Source organism: Streptomyces sp. NBC_00310 (assembly GCF_036208085.1).
Taxonomy (GTDB): Bacteria; Actinomycetota; Actinomycetes; order Streptomycetales; family Streptomycetaceae; genus Streptomyces.
The window spans coordinates 2725840-2741197 of record NZ_CP130714.1; the positions used below are offsets into that span (position 1 = coordinate 2725840).

The 15358-nt window shown below is 69.0% G+C and carries 10 protein-coding genes; 6 read left to right on the forward strand and 4 right to left on the reverse strand.

What is annotated here, in order from left to right; all coding sequences use genetic code 11:
- Nucleotides 1-44 precede the first annotated feature (44 nt).
- Nucleotides 45-7088, forward strand: coding sequence for a golvesin C-terminal-like domain-containing protein (locus OG202_RS12040; RefSeq protein WP_326583717.1), 7044 nt, complete (start codon nt 45-47; stop codon nt 7086-7088).
- 35 nt (nt 7089-7123) lie between these two features.
- Nucleotides 7124-7669: an Imm1 family immunity protein gene (locus OG202_RS12045; protein WP_326583716.1), complete on the forward strand. Its 546-nt coding sequence runs from the start codon at nt 7124-7126 to the stop codon at nt 7667-7669.
- A 1-nt stretch (nt 7670) separates the two neighbouring features.
- Here OG202_RS12045 and OG202_RS12050 read toward each other — a convergent pair whose 3' ends face one another.
- The 4 genes from OG202_RS12050 to OG202_RS12065 all read right to left on the reverse strand — a co-directional run bounded on the left by OG202_RS12050 (nt 7671) and on the right by OG202_RS12065 (nt 11350).
- On the reverse strand, nt 7671-8762 hold the full coding sequence (locus OG202_RS12050; protein ID WP_328222711.1) for an amidohydrolase family protein: 1092 nt from the start codon (nt 8760-8762) through the stop codon (nt 7671-7673).
- 64 nt (nt 8763-8826) lie between these two features.
- Complete coding sequence (locus tag OG202_RS12055) at nt 8827-9663, reverse strand: amino acid ABC transporter ATP-binding protein (protein WP_328222713.1); 837 nt, start codon at nt 9661-9663, stop codon at nt 8827-8829.
- Nucleotides 9660-10493, reverse strand: coding sequence for an amino acid ABC transporter permease (locus OG202_RS12060; RefSeq protein WP_328224669.1), 834 nt, complete (start codon nt 10491-10493; stop codon nt 9660-9662). Before OG202_RS12060 ends, OG202_RS12055 begins: the two co-directional genes overlap by 4 nt.
- Nucleotides 10494-10495: 2 nt before the next feature.
- Nucleotides 10496-11350, reverse strand: coding sequence for a transporter substrate-binding domain-containing protein (locus tag OG202_RS12065; protein WP_327730333.1), 855 nt, complete (start codon nt 11348-11350; stop codon nt 10496-10498).
- Nucleotides 11351-11603: 253 nt separating this feature from the next.
- On the opposite strand from OG202_RS12065, the gene OG202_RS12070 reads away from it, so the two are divergent.
- The 4 genes from OG202_RS12070 (at nt 11604) to OG202_RS12085 (ending at nt 15358) form a co-directional block, all read left to right on the forward strand.
- On the forward strand, nt 11604-12701 hold the full coding sequence (locus OG202_RS12070; protein ID WP_328222715.1) for a pyridoxal-phosphate-dependent aminotransferase family protein: 1098 nt from the start codon (nt 11604-11606) through the stop codon (nt 12699-12701).
- Nucleotides 12702-13041: 340 nt separating this feature from the next.
- A complete protein-coding gene (gene ectA / locus OG202_RS12075) occupies nt 13042-13572 on the forward strand; it encodes a diaminobutyrate acetyltransferase (protein ID WP_326583711.1) in 531 nt (176 codons plus the stop codon).
- Nucleotides 13573-13632: 60 nt separating this feature from the next.
- Entirely contained in the window at nt 13633-14904 is a 1272-nt protein-coding gene (ectB, locus tag OG202_RS12080) for a diaminobutyrate--2-oxoglutarate transaminase (protein ID WP_328222717.1), read from the forward strand.
- Between the two features lie 49 nt (nt 14905-14953).
- Nucleotides 14954-15358, forward strand: a complete 405-nt coding sequence (locus OG202_RS12085; protein WP_326583709.1) for an ectoine synthase — start codon at nt 14954-14956, stop codon at nt 15356-15358.

Sequence of the window (15358 nt, forward strand, 5' to 3'; positions counted from 1 at the left end):
AATCCTGTGCGACCCCTGTGCCCACGGGGAACAAGGAGCCCTTCATGGCAGCCTTAGACCACACCCGCGTCCGTATCCGCCTCCGCCGCGTCCGTCTCCGCCGTTTCCGTCTCCGTGCCGCCATGGTCGGCGCCGTGGCGACGGCCCTCATCATCGGCACCGCGCCCGCCACCCCCGCCGGAACCAGAGAGGCGAGACCCGCGGCCGCGGTGGAACCCGACACCAGCGATCCCCGCGAGGGCTGGAGACCCGCCAGCGAACTCGCCGAGGACAAGGACGACCCCGGCTTCCTGGACCGTCTCTTCGGCGACGACGAGGACGACAAGAAGATCGACCGGGGCGACGACCACAAGCCGCCCCGCATCGAGCTCGACCGTGCCCGGGGCAGCTCATCGCTCACCCACCGGGGAGTCTCGGGCGCCGCCGCCGACGTCCGTATCGCGGCCCCCCGCACCACGCACGCCGGCGGCGCCGACCTGGCCTGGAGCGCGCACCGGGGCAAGGACCTGCGGGAGTACGAGGTCCACCGCTCCACGAAGAAGGACTTCACCCCCACCGACGAGACCCTTCTCTCCCCTGTCGACCGCGGCACCCGGACCTTCGCCGACCGCACCGCGCCCCCGGCGCTCGACGGTGAGGGCCGCACCTACCACTACCGGATCGTCGTCCGCACCCAGCAGGGCAAGCTGCTGGCAGGCCCGGCGCGCACGGTCGAACTGCCCGCCGTCGGCACGGTGGTGAAGGGCGAGAAGCCGCTCGCCGCCGCCGAGGGCGAGACCTACTTCCTGCCGTACACGCCGGCGCGGATGATCCCCGGCGAGAAGGCCACCGTCGAGGCGACCCTCACCAACACCACCGGCACGGTGTGGAAGAAGGGCGAGCGCGTCCTGTCGTACCGCTGGACGCTGGACGGCAAGGACGTCACCAACCTCCTCAACAAGGACGCGACCCCGCTGCCGAAGGACGTGGCGCCGGGCGAAACGGTCACCTTCGACGCCGAGTTGAAGGCCCCGGTCCTGGTCGATCCGCTCGACAAGCGGCTGACCTTCGGCCTGGAGTGGGACCTGCGGGAGAAGGCCACCGGCGACTGGCTGTCCGAGACGGACGGGGTGCCGCCGTCGAAGCACGAGGTGACGGCCGAGTACCCGACCTCCGACCAACTCGGCCTGGAGGACTTCCACGCGTACGCCGGGAAGAACACGGGCGCGGGTTCGGCGCTGATGAGCAACCTTCACGCCGGCAACGCTGTGTGGTCGTACAACTCCTTCTCGAACCCGTCGCTCGGCTTCTCGACCTTCCTGCGGCTGGCCTACAACTCGCAGGACGCGTCCAGCACTCCGGCCGGATACGGCTGGTCGCTGCAGGCCTCCTCGCCGGTGCGACTCGGCACGCCGCTGGACTTCCACCCGTCCGCGCTGCTGCCCAAGCAGATCACGCTGACCGACGGCGACGGCACCAGCCATGTCTTCAGTAAGAACAAGAAGGGCGAGTGGGACTCACCCGCCGGAGTCCACTTCCGCGTCAAGCAGCTGGAGAAGGACTGTCTGCTCAAGCCCCACCAGCGGGAGGCCTGGGAGTTCCTGCGCCCGGACCGCACCCGGTTCCTCTTCGACTGCCAGGGCTATCCGAGCGCCCAGGTGGACAAGAACGGCAACCGGATGGAGTTCACGTACGAGGAGCGGCTGCTCGGGCACCCGTCCAAGCTGCTGAAGTACGTCACCGACGCCGAGGGGCGGCGCACGCTCACCGTCGACTACTGGGAGAAGGGCGAGGCGTACTCGTACGTCGACAAGGACGGCGAGGTCCGTGAGGGCAAGCATCTCCTCAACCCGTTCATCATCGACAAGGTCCGCTCCGTCACCGACGTCTCGGGGCGGCGGATCGACTTCACGTTCACCGAGAAGGGGTTCCTGGCCCGGCTGACGGACGGTGCCAACGCCGCCGAGAAGCTCCGCAAGGTCTTCAGGTTCGACTACGGCAAGGAGTTCGACCACCCCGGCCTGAAGCTGGTCAAGGTCACCGACCCGCGCGGGCACGCCACCGAGGTGGACTACGTCGGCCCGCACGACGACAAGGATCAGCTGCACTACCTCGGGTACACCAAGGGGATCACCGACCGGCTCGGCGGCCTGACCAAGTACCGCTACGCGGACCCCGACGGCCACGACGGCAAGGGGACCCGGACGGTCGTCACCGACGCCGAGGGCAACCCCTCCACGCAGCTGATGGACGGCTACGGCCGCCCGGCGAAGCTCACCGACGCCAAGAAGCGGACCACGAAGCTGGGTTGGGACGCGGACAACAACGTCACGCGTCTGGAGGAGAACAACGGCGCCGCCCGCACCTGGAAGTACGACCCCAGGACCGGCTACCCGCTGGAGAGCCGGGACGCGGAGTCGGTGAAGAACGACCGGCCCGCCGCGACCCTCACCTACGCGACCGGCGAGAACGGCTACATCGCCGACCTGGTGCGCCGTGTCTCCCCGGAGGGCCGCACCTGGCAGTTCGGCTACGACGCGCGCGGCAACATGACCTCGGTCACCGACCCGAAGGGCGTGCAGAGCGAGCCCGAGGGTGACTACACCTCCACCAACGCCTACGACGCGCGGGGCAGGATCACCTCCGCCACCGACGCAGGCGAGCACACCACGAAGTTCGCGGACTACGACCCGTCCGGCTACCCCCGGGTGATCGAGGACGCCCTCGGCAACCGCACGGTGACGACGTACGACGTACGCGGCAACGTCACCGAGGTCCAGGAGGCCGACGGGGCGACGACCACGCAGACGTACGACGTGTTCGCGCGTCCGCTGGAGAACCGCAGGCCGAAGGACCAGCAGGCCGGCGAGTTCATCGTCACGCCCGCGCCGGAGTACGACAGGAACGACAACACGCTCGTCTTCACCGCCCCCAACGGGGTGGCGAGCAGCAGCGGGTTCGACGCGGCGGACCAGCTGCTGAAGTCCACGCAGCCGGGCGACGAGGAGGGCTCGCCCGCACGTGTCTCGACCTTCACCTACGACAAGGTCGGCAACCAGCTCACCTCGACGGAGCCGAAGGGCAACCTGACCGAGGAGCCCGGCGACTTCACCTCGACCACGAAGTACGACGAGGTGTACCAGCCGATCGAGGCGGTCAACGCGGCCGGCAAGCGCGCTTCGGCCGTCTACAACGACGTCGGTGACCTGGTGAAGGTCGTCGACGCCCGCAAGAACGAGACCGAGGACCCCGACGACTACACCAGCGGGTTCCGCTACGACCTCGACCACCGCCTGCTGGTGACCACCGACGCGGCCGGCGCATCGACGACCAGCACCTACGACTGGGACGGGCTGACCGTCGCCACCACGGACGCCGACGGCAACCGCACCGATCTGGTCCTGGATGCCCGCGCCGCACTGGTCGAGGCACACGTCCCGCACGACGACGGGCCTGTCCGCAAGACCCGCTTCGAGTACGACGAGGTCGGCAACCAGACCCGGGTCATCACCCCGCGCGGCATGGAGACCGGCGGCAACGACAAGGACTTCGCCTCCGAGACCGTCTACGACGAACTGAACCGCGTCAAGGAGACCCTGACCCCGTACGACCCGGACGACGACCGCTACAACACACCGGACCGGACGACGTACGAGTACGACGCGCTGAGCCGGGTGAAGAAGGTCAGTGCCCCACCGTCCGAGGGCCAGAGCGTCCGCAGCGAGACGGACTACACCTACTTCGACACCGGCTGGATCAAGACCTCCGTCGACTCCTTCGACATCAAGAACACCTACAAGTACAACGATCTCGGTCAGCAGATCCAGAACACCCTGAGCAGCGCGGGCGGTTCGGTCAGCCGCACCCTCGACTCCGCCTTCTACCCGAGCGGCGCCCTGAAGTCCCGCTCCGACGACGGGGTGCCGATCGGCCTCCAGGTCGCGCTGGTCGACAACAGCGACGTCAACAACACGGCGACGCAGGGCACCTGGGCGGAGGTCGACCCCGAAGGCTCGTACGGCTACAACGCGCAGACGCACGCGCCCGGTTCGGGTGAGGACCGCTTCGTCTGGCAGCTGACGATCCCGCAGTCCGGGGACTACACGGTCTACGTCCAGTACCCGGAGGTCGACGGGGCGGCGAAGGACGCCGCCTACGAGATCAAGCACAAGGACGGCACGGAGACCAAGACCCTCGACCAGTCCGAACTTGCGGGCGAATGGCGGTCGTTGGGCAAATACGCCTTCAGCGAGGACACCGGCCAGGCCGTCACCCTCACCGACAAGGCGACCGGCACGGTGGTCGCGGACGCGGTCCGGCTGGTCCGGGACAACACCGGCGACACCGACAACGAGAAGAAGGACTTCTCCTACCGGTACGACGCCAACGGCAACCAGACCGAGATCACCGACACCAGCCCCGGTGTGGAGACCGACCGCTACACCCTCGACTACGACGAACTCAACCAGCTCACCAAGGTCGTCGAGCACGACGGTGACACCGTCCGCAACACGACCGCGCTGACCTACGACTCCAACGGCAACACACTCACCACCACCCACGACCTGACCTGGAGCAAGCTGGAGTACGACGCCCTGGACCGGGTCGAGCGGATCACCAACGCGGCGTCGCCGACGGCGGACGACCGTCAGGTCACCTCGGTCGAGTACACGGCCCGGGGCGAGCTGGCGAAGCAGACGAAGCCCAACGGCAACGTCCTGTCGATCGACTACTACCTCGACGGGGCGACGAAGAAGACCACGGAGAAGAAGTCCGACGGGTCGGTGGTCGCCGAGCACGCCCTGAAGTACAACGCCAACGGACACAAGGCCCAGGACGTCCTGAAGCTGATGGACGCCGACGACCACGGCGAGACGATCGACAACACGTACGCGTACACCTACGACCCGCAGGACCGCATAGCCAAGGTCGTGAAGTCCGGCGACGACGAGAAGACGGAGGAGTACCGGCACGACTCCGCCGGCAACGTGGTCTGGCAGACGGTGGACGACACGACCACCACCCACCGCTACGACCGCAACCGCCTCCTGACATCGACGGCGGACGGCGCCTCGTCCACGTACAACTACGACCCGCTGGGCCGCCTCGACACGGTCTCCTTCGGCGGCGAGACGATCCAGAAGTACCGCTACGACGGCTTCGACCGCCCGGAGTCGATCACGGCGGGCAGCGGGGAGTCGGCGAAGACGACCCGCATGACGTACGACGCGTTCGACCGCACGGTGAAGGAGACGGTCGGCGGGGACGACGCGAAGACGACACTCTTCACGTATCTGGGCATCACCTCGAACTCCCTGAAGGAGGAGGTGACGGACGAGGGCGTCACCTCCTTCCAGTACGCCTCCTGGGGCCAGAAGCTCACCCAGATCAAGGACGAGGAAGACGATGAGGGCGCGTCCCCGGAGACCACGCAGTACCTCTACCACCCGCACGGTGACGTCGAGGCGCTGACCGACAAGGACGGCGACACCAAGACGACGTACGGGTACACCGCGTACGGCAAGAACGACACGGCCCAGTTCACGGGCGCGGACAAGCCGGGAGCGGGCGGCGAGGAGCCCTCGGAGCCGTACAACTCGTACCGCTTCAACTCGAAGCGCTACGACACGACGTCCGGCACGTACGACATGGGCTTCCGCAGCTACGACCCGGGCCTGAACCGCTTCCTCACCCGTGACATGTACGGCGGCGCGCTGGCGGACATGGGCCTGACGATGGACCCGTACACCGGCAACCGCTACGCGTTCGCCGGCGGCAACCCGATCTCGTTCATCGAGATCGACGGTCACCTGTTCGGCCTGTCGTGGTCGGACATCGGGCACGCGGCGCTGGACGTGGTCGGCCTGATCCCGGTCGTCGGCGAGGTCGCGGACCTGGCCAACTGCGGCTGGTACGCGGCCGAGGGCGAGTACGTGGACGCCGCCCTGTCCTGTGCCTCGGCGATCCCGTTCGCGGGGTACGGGGCGACTGCGGCGAAGGTGGCGAAGTACGGGGACGAGGCGCTGGAGGCCTTGGACACGGCGAGCGACGTGGGCCGCAACGTCCCGTCGGGTGCGGCGACACCGTCCACCGGGGGCGCCAATCCACCGTCGGCAGGCGCGGCCGACGCACCGCCCACGAGCGCGGCCAACCCACCGGCGGCCAACCCGGCCCCCGCTCCGGCTCCGGCCCCGCCGAAGGTCCCTGATGCGCCGCCGGCCACCGGTGCCTGCAAGGTCGGCAACAGCTTCGTGCCGGGCACCGAGGTCCTGATGGCCGACGGCTCCACGAAGCCGATCGAAGACGTCGAGATCGGCGACAAGGTCGCGGCGTCGGACGTGGAGACGGACGACGCACAGTCCCGGACAGTCACGCGCACGATCGAGGGGGAGGGCACCAAGCACCTGGTCACGCTGACGGTCGACACGGACGGCCGAGCGGGCGACAAGACCTCCACGATCACGGCCACGGACGGCCACCCGTTCTGGCTGCCCGACGTCGGCCAGTGGGTCGAGGCCGGAGAACTGGAACCCGGCCAGTGGCTCAGCACGGGCAGCGGCAGCTGGATCCGGATCACGGCGGTCGCGACGCGCACCACCGCGGCGACCGTCCACAACCTCGGCGTCGCGGGCGTGCACACCTACCACGTGCTCGCCGGGGCCACCCCGGTCCTGGTCCACAACTGCGGCTTGGAGGATGTCGCCGGCAGCCTGGGGTCTCGCGGCCCCGGTGACCCCACCAGAGGACAGGTCGTCAACATCGGCGACAGTGGTGTGTCCCGGGTGGGACAGCCCGTCCAGAGCGGCAGGAGCGGTGTCACCGATGACATCAACGATTTCCTGATGGACTCCCCCGACATCACGAACCCGATGTCCGGTCCCCATGCGTCGGCCACACACGTGGAGACAACCGTCGCGTGGTTCATGCGGCAGCGTGGGGTGACGTCGGCAGACCTGGTGATCAACCATGCCGGCGGCCCATGCACGGGTCCGTTCTCCTGCACCAACGCAGTCGCCGCCATCCTCCCCCAGGGCTCGACACTCAATGTGTGGTTCCCGAACGCGGCAGGCGGAATGTCGAACGTACCGTTGAGGGGCCGGGCCCGATGAGGGCCGAGTCAGCGCCACCGGGGAGTCGAGCCACCGTGATTCTGAACGTTTCGTACGGCCGTGCCTGGCACCACGCCGAGACCTGGGAGGAGAAGGCCCGCCTCATCACTGAGGTGCTGGAGAACCTGGAATCGGAGGGCCGGACGGGTCAGTGGTACAACCCGGGCCAGGACGCATGGTTCAGTCTGTCCGAGGAACGGCACGACGACAGTCGTCCGGTGGGAGACAACTACCTGCGCGTCGCCGTCAACAGGTCGACCGGGTACGGAGGCCTGGTCTGGGGAGTCACCGAGGACAGTCCCAGGAAGGGCGGCATCCACGAGTCCGTCTGGGTGTCCGACAATCCCCAGCCGCCGGACTTCGACCCTCGGGTCGTGTCGGATCCCGGTTACCCACTGTTCCATGATCCGTGCAGCACTCTGCCCGTCCCGCAAGTGCGGGCGGCGGTCGAGGAGTTCTGCCGCACGGACACGGGAGACAGACCGCGATGCGTCCGCTGGGTCCAAGGCCACCTGAACGGCGAACGTCTCGACAAGGCCCCGCTGGTGGACCTCGTCGAGAATGCCGACCCGTTCGCCTGACCTAGCCCACGACCCGCCCGTTCAGCACCACCCGCAGCGGGACCCCCAGCACGCGTACATCGGTGCGGGGGTCCCGTTCGTACACCACCAGGTCGGCGGGGGCGCCCTCGGTCAGGCCGGGGCGGCCCAGCCACTCGCGGGCGCCCCAGGTGGTCGCCGCGAGGACCTCGACGGGTGGGATTCCGGCGGTGACCAGTTCCGCGACCTCGGCGGCGACCAGGCCGTGCGGGAGGGAGCTGCCGGCGTCGGTGCCGACGTAGACGGGGATTCCGGCGTCGTAGGCGTTGCGGACGGTGTCGTAGCGGCGTTCGTGGAGGCGGCGCATGTGCGCGGACCAGCGCGGGAACTTGGCATCGCCGCCGGCCGCCATGGACGGGAACGTGGCGATGTTGACGAGTGTGGGGACGATGGCGACCCCGCGCGCGGCGAAGAGCGGGATCAGGTCATCGGTCAGCCCCGTCGCGTGCTCGACGCAGTCGATGCCCGCCTCGACGAGGTCGCGCAGGGAGTCCTCCGCGAAGCAGTGGGCGGTCACCCGGGCGCCCAGCACATGGGCCTCCGCGATGGCCGCCTCGACGGCCTCCCGGGGCCAGCACGCGGTCAGGTCTCCGACACCGCGGTCGATCCAGTCCCCCACCAGCTTCACCCAGCCGTCGCCGCGCCGGGCCTCCTGGGCGACGTACGCGACGAGTTCCTCCGGCTCGATCTCATGGGCGAAGTCGCGGATGTAGCGGCGGGTGCGGGCGATGTGGCGGCCGGCGCGGATGATGTTCGGGAGGTCGTCGCGGTCGTCGATCCAGCGGGTGTCGGAGGGGGAGCCCGCGTCACGGATCAGCAGCGTGCCCGCGTCGCGGTCGGTCAGCGCCTGTTTCTCCGCCACGTCGACGTCGACCGGGCCGTGCGTGCCCAGGCCGACGTGACAGTGCGCGTCGACCAGGCCGGGCAGCGCCCAGCCCTCGACCGTGCGGATGTCGCGGGCGGCGGCGGGACGGTCGTAGGAGATACGGCCGTCCACCACCCACAGTTCGTCGCGGACGTCCTCGGGTCCGGCCAGGACCCGGCCCTTCACATGCAGCACCGGCTCATCGCTCATGGACCGCACCCTAGTGCCGCGGAAGGCAACGTCTGCGACGGGGCGGACGTCGCCTGCCGCGGCACTAGCCGTCCGGCTGCTCGGCCTTGCCCACCTGGTCCGACGTCTCCTCCTCCACGTCCGCCATCGCCGGGTCCAGGAGGCGGGACAGGAAGTGACGGGTGCGCTCGTGCCGGGGGCTGCCGATGACCTGGGCCGGGGCGCCGTCCTCGACGACGACGCCGTCGTCCATGAAGACGACACGGTCGGCGACCTCGCGGGCGAAGGTCATCTCGTGGGTCACCACCATCATGGTCATGCCCTCGTTCGCCAGCATGCGCATGACCGCCAGGACGTCGCCGACCAGTTCCGGGTCCAGCGCCGACGTCGGCTCGTCGAAGAGCATGACCTCGGGGCCCATCGACAGCGAGCGGGCGATGGCCACACGTTGCTGCTGGCCGCCGGAGAGGGAGGCGGGGTAGGCGTCCGCCTTCTCCGACAGGCCCACGCGTTCCAGGTTCTCGGCGGCCACCCGCGCCGCCCGCGCCTTGTCCCGCTTCAGGACCCGGCGCTGCGGCAGCGTGAGGTTCTCGGTCACCGTGAGGTGGGGGAAGAGGTTGAACTGCTGGAAGACCATGCCGATCCGGCGGCGTACGGCGTCGATGTCGACGTCCGGGTCGGTCAGCTCGGTGCCGCCGACGAAGACCTGGCCCTTCGTCGGCTCCTCCAGGAGGTTCACACAGCGCAGGAGCGTCGACTTGCCGGAGCCCGACGGGCCGATGACGCAGACCACCTCGCCCCGCCGGATCTCCAGGTCGATGCCCTTCAGCACCTCGTTGGCGCCGAACGACTTGTGCAGGCCGCGTACTTCGATCTCCGGGCGCCCGCCGAGGGACTTCTCGCCCAGGGTCTTCTCGGTCATTTCACGGCCTCCTGGGCCTTCGCCTCCATACGGCGTACGACGAAGCCGAGCGGGATGGTCACCAGCAGGTAGCACAGGCCGGCGACCAGGATCGGCGTGGAGTTGGCGGTCGTGCTGGCCAGGTCGCGGCCGTACTTGGACAGTTCGCGCTCCTCCAGCGTGACGCCGAGGAACAGGACGAGCGAGGAGTCCTTGAACAGGAGGACCAGTTCGTTGGTGAGCGGCGGGAGGATGATCCGGAACGCCTGCGGAATGATGATCGAGATCATCGCGCGCGCGGGTGAGAAGCCCAGCGAACGTGCCGCCTCCATCTGTCCCTTGGGGACCGCCTGGATGCCGGCCCGGATCGTCTCCGCCATGTACGCGGCGGCCACCAGGCCGAGCGCGAGGGCCACCTTGCCGTACGTGCCGCCGGGGATCTCCGTGCCGGGGAAGGCGAGCGGCACGGCGACGCCGATGAAGATGAAGATCAGCAGGGCGGGCAGGCCCCGGAAGATCTCGATGTACACGCCGGCGAACCAGCGGTACGGGCCCACCGACGACAGCCGCATCAGCGCGATGACCATGCCGAGGACGAGTCCGAACACGAACCCGGACAGCGTGTACAGCACGGTGTTCTTCAGCGCCAGCGTGATGACGTCCGGGAACATCTCCTCGGCGATGTCCCACTGGGCGAACTGGTTCTTCAGCCGGGCCCAGTCGGCCGACACCGCGAAGGCGACGACGGCCGCGCCGAACAGCGCGTACTGCGCGCCCTGGGAGAGGGCGCGCCTGCGGCTCCGGCTCAGGCCCTTCCGCCTCGGCTGGAGCGGTGTGTCCGGGTCGGTCACGCTCATGAGGCGGACGGGGAGGCGGAGGCGGCGTCCTCGTCGTACGGGCCGATCCACTGCTCGTACAGCTTCTTGTACGTGCCGTCGGACTTCGCGTCCGCCAGCGCCTTGTTGATGGCGGCGAGCAGCTTGGTGTTGCCCTTCTTCACCGTGATGCCGTACTCCTCACCGGTGTTGACCTGCTCGGCCACCGCGTAGGTGTCGGCGAGCTCGGCGTCCTTCAGCCAGCCCTGGACGACCGGGTAGTCGATGACGACGGCGTCGACCTGGCCGGCGCGCAGACCGTTGAGGACGGCGTCGGAGGACTCGAAGGAGACCGGGTCTAGGCCCTGGCTCTTCGCGTAGTCCTCGCCGGTGGTCTGCGCCTGGGTGCCGACCTTCTTGCCCTTGAGGTCCGCGAAGGAGCGGATGTCGGTCTTCTTGGCGGCGAGGACGGCCTGGGTCGCCTCGAAGTACGGGTCGGAGAAGTCGACGTTCTTCTTGCGCTCGTCGGTGATCGTCATGCCGGCCGCGGCGAGGTCGCACTCGCCGGAGTTCAGGAAGGCGCCCGTCTTGAAGTTCTCGAACGGGGTGTCGAGGATCTCCTGCTTCACGCCCAGGTCCTCGGCGACGAGGTCGATCAGCGACACGTCGAAGCCCTGCACCTTGCCGTCGATCTCCGACTGGAACGGCGGGTACGGGAGGTGGGTGCAGGTCGTGAGCTGACCGCCCTTCACCAGTTCGACCCCGCCGGCCGCGGTCTTGGTGCCGCCGCCGCCTCCGTCGCCGTCCGAGGAACAGCCGGCCACGAGCAGTACCCCGGCCGTCGCGGTGGTGGCGGCCAGGATGCGGGTCCGGCGTCCGAGGACCGAGTTCACGGGGAGACCTCCAGTGGGGAACTGATGAAACGATGACACACAGACATCCGATTATAAGGAGATGTTTGACTCTCTCAAACCATTCCGATGGTTGCTGAGCCGTTCGGCCTCAGAAGTCATCGGCAGAGGAGTGAGGGGGTCGGTTCGGTCGGTGGGCGCAGGGTGCTCGGGGACGCCGATGACGCTCGACTCACGTCGATCCGCCTCGGCCTACCCTCGACACCATCTACCCCGTGAGCGAAGAGAGCACCCCGTGACGCACCCGTTTCTGGATCTGGCCCCGTTGAGCGCGGCGCGCTTCGCGTCGATCGAGGACCGGGTGGCCCGGCTGCTCTCCACCGAGCAGGACGTCGTGATCACTCAGGGCGAGGCGCTGCTGCCGCTGGAGGGCGCGATCCGCGGGGCCGCCGGGCCCGGCACGACCGCGCTGAACGTGATCACCGGGCCGTACGGGCAGACCTTCGGGAACTGGCTGCGGGACTGCGGGGCGACGGTCGTCGACCTGGCGGTGCCCTTCCACACGGCGGTGACGGCCGCGCGGATCCGGGAGGCCTTCGCCGAGCACCCGGCGATCGACTTCGTGTCGCTGGTCCACGCGGAGGCGGCGACCGGCAACACCAACCCCGTGGCGGAGATCGGCGAGGTCGTCCGCGCGCACGGCGCCCTCCTCTACCTGGACGCGGTCGCCTCCGTCGGCGCCGAACCGGTACTGCCCGACGCCTGGGGTGTCGACCTCTGCGTCATCGGGGCGCAGAAGGCCATGGGCGGGCCGGCCGGGGTGTCGGCGATCTCCGTGAGCGAGCGGGCGTGGGCGCGGATGGCGGCCAACCCGCGGGCCCCGCGCCGCTCGTACCTCTCCCTCCTGGACTGGAAGGAGCGCTGGATCGACGGGGGCCGCCGCACCCTCCTCCACGCTCCCGCCCAGCTGGAGATGCTCGCCCTGGAGGCCTGTCTGGAGCGCATCGAGGCGGAGGGGCCGGCCGCGGTGATGTCCCGGCACGCGTCCGCCGCCGCGGCGACCCGGGCGGGGGCGCTCGCGCTGGGCGGCGGCCTGGAGCCGTACGTCCACGAGGCGGCCGACGCCGCGCCGGTCGCCACGACCCTGCGGGTGCCCGCCGGGGTCGACGCGTCGGAGCTGGTCGCCAAGGCGCTCGCCGCGGACCCCGCCCTGCCGCTGGCCGCGGGCGGCGGCGCCCTCGCCTCGGAGATGGTCCGCGTGAACCACTACGGCCCCGACGCGACCCCGGGGGCCGTGCACGCCTGCCTCGCGGGGCTGGGGGCGGCGCTGACGGAGTTCGGCGCGGGGGTCGACCTGGAGGGGGCCCGTCGTGCGGCGGCGGCCTGGACGTAGCCGTACCGCTCGGCCGAGGGAATTGCGGGCCGTTTTCCCGGGAGGAATTCAGTGGAATTCCCAGAAGAGAATCCCGTATTCTTCTGCCCGCTATCCCCTCACCTAAACGCAAAGGTTTCGCGAACACTGACGGGGCTGATTCGAGCAGATCTCGTGAGGGTTACGCGCGTGTGACCGACTCCACAACGCACCCCTTTTGTGCGGTAATTTACGGGCAAACACCATCACATCGACCACGTATCCCTGGGTCACTCACGCCCGCGTGATAACACATGGGCGACCGATACGTAACCCCGCGCGGCGATGCAATTCGAAATTCCCATCGGTAAATTCAAGCCCCATGACTGCCGCACAAGCAGAACCACTGACGGAAACCGCGAAAGGGATTCGCATCGACCGCCCGGACGTGTCGGACGGCGCTGCGCTGTGGCGCATCGCCGGGGACTCCGGAGCGCTGGACCTGAACTCCTCGTACAGCTATCTGCTGTGGTGCCGGGACTTCGCGGACACCTCGGCGGTGGCGCGGGACGAGACCGGGGAGCCGGTCGGGTTCGTGACCGGGTACGTGCGGCCGGAGCGGCCGGACACCCTGCTCGTGTGGCAGGTGGCCGTCGACGAGGCGCACCGGGGGCTCGGGCTCGCGGCCGCGCTGCTGGACGGGCTCACCTCGCGGGTCGCGCGACGGCACCCCCTGACCACCGTCGAGACCACCATCACACCGGGCAACACCGCCTCCGAGCGCCTGTTCGCCGCGTACGCCGAGCGTCATGGCGCGACCGTCGAGCGCACGGTCCTGTTCGAGGCGGATGACTTCCCGGACGGCCCGCACCAGCCCGAGGTGCTCCACCGCATCGGCCCGCTCTCCCCCTGAGCCCCACCAGCACTCCCCCTCCCCTCTTCCCTCCCCCCACGCATCGAGGAGCGATTCGACGTGACCATCACCCAGCCCGACCTGAGCGTCTTCGAGACCCTGGAGTCCGAGGTGCGCAGCTACTGCCGCGGCTGGCCCACCGTCTTCGACCGCGCGCAGGGCAGCCGGATGTTCGACGAGGACGGCCACGCGTACCTGGACTTCTTCGCCGGCGCCGGGTCACTCAACTACGGCCACAACAACCCCGTACTCAAACGCGCGCTGATCGACTATCTGGAACGGGACGGCGTCACGCACGGGCTCGACATGTCGACGACCGCCAAGCGTGCCTTCCTGGAGTCGTTCCAGAACCTGGTGCTGCGGCCGCGCGATCTGCCGTACAAGGTCATGTTCCCGGGGCCGACGGGTACCAACGCGGTGGAGTCGGCGCTGAAGCTGGCCCGGAAGGTGAAGGGGCGCGAGGCCATCGTGTCCTTCACCAACGCCTTCCACGGCATGTCACTCGGGTCGCTCGCCGTCACCGGCAACGCCTTCAAGCGGGCCGGCGCGGGGATTCCGCTCGTCCACGGGACGCCGATGCCGTTCGACAACTACTTCGACGGGCAGGTCCCGGACTTCCTGTGGTTCGAGCGGCTGCTCGAGGACCAGGGTTCCGGACTGAACAAGCCCGCCGCCGTGATCGTCGAGAGCGTCCAGGGCGAGGGCGGCATCAACGTCGCCCGCCCGGAGTGGCTGCGCGCGCTCGCCGGACTGTGCGAGCGGCAGGACATGCTGCTGATCGTCGACGACATCCAGATGGGCTGCGGTCGTACGGGCGCCTTCTTCTCGTTCGAGGAGGCGGGCATCACGCCCGACATCGTCACCGTCTCCAAGTCCATCAGCGGCTACGGGCTGCCGATGTCGCTCTGCCTGTTCAAGCCCGAGCTGGACATCTGGGAGCCGGGCGAGCACAACGGCACGTTCCGCGGCAACAACCCGGCCTTCGTCACGGCCACCGCCGCCCTGGAGACGTACTGGGCGGACGGCTCCGCGATGGAGAAGCAGACCCGGGAGCGCGGTGAGCAGGTCGAGCAGGCGCTCATCTCGATCACCGAGGAGAACCTCGCGGACGTGAAGGAGTACCGGGGGCGCGGGCTGGTGTGGGGCATCGAGTTCCACGAGAAGGCGCGCGCGGGACGGATCGCGCAGCGGGCCTTCGAACTCGGGCTGCTGATCGAGACGTCCGGCCCGGAGAGCGAGGTCGTCAAACTGCTGCCCGCCCTCACCATCACCCCCGACGAGCTGGACGAGGGCCTGCGCGTCCTCGCCCGCGCCGTGCGGGAGACCGTCTGAGGCCCCGACGGATCATCCGAAACACCTATCGAGGAGGCATCGCAACACCGTGATCGTCCGTTCGTTCAAGGACATCGAAGGAACCGACCGGCACGTGAAGTCGGCGTCCGGCACCTGGGAGAGCAAGCGGATCGTCCTCGCCAGGGAGCGGGTCGGCTTCTCCCTCCACGAGACGGTCCTGTACGCGGGTACGGAGACGTCGATGTGGTACGCGAACCACGTCGAGGCCGTCGTGTGCGTCGAGGGCGAGGCCGAGCTCACCGACCAGGAGACCGGGCGGAGTTACACGATCACGCCCGGAACCATGTACCTCCTCGACGGCCACGAGCGGCACACGCTGCGGGTCAAGGAGGACTTCCGCTGCCTCTGCGTCTTCAACCCGCCCGTCACCGGACGGGAGGACCACGACGAGAACGGCGTCTACCCGCTGATCACCGAGCCCGAGGAGGTGTGA

Excerpts from the sequence above, each read along its gene's own strand:
- OG202_RS12040 (WP_326583717.1), top strand. The coding sequence starts at position 45 with ATGGCAGCCTTAGACCACACCCGCGTCCGTATCCGCCTCCGCCGCGTC.
- ectA (WP_326583711.1), top strand. The coding sequence starts at position 13,042 with ATGACTGCCGCACAAGCAGAACCACTGACGGAAACCGCGAAAGGGATT.
- OG202_RS12055 (WP_328222713.1), bottom strand. The coding sequence starts at position 9,663 with ATGACCGAGAAGACCCTGGGCGAGAAGTCCCTCGGCGGGCGCCCGGAG.
- OG202_RS12050 (WP_328222711.1), bottom strand. The coding sequence starts at position 8,762 with ATGAGCGATGAGCCGGTGCTGCATGTGAAGGGCCGGGTCCTGGCCGGA.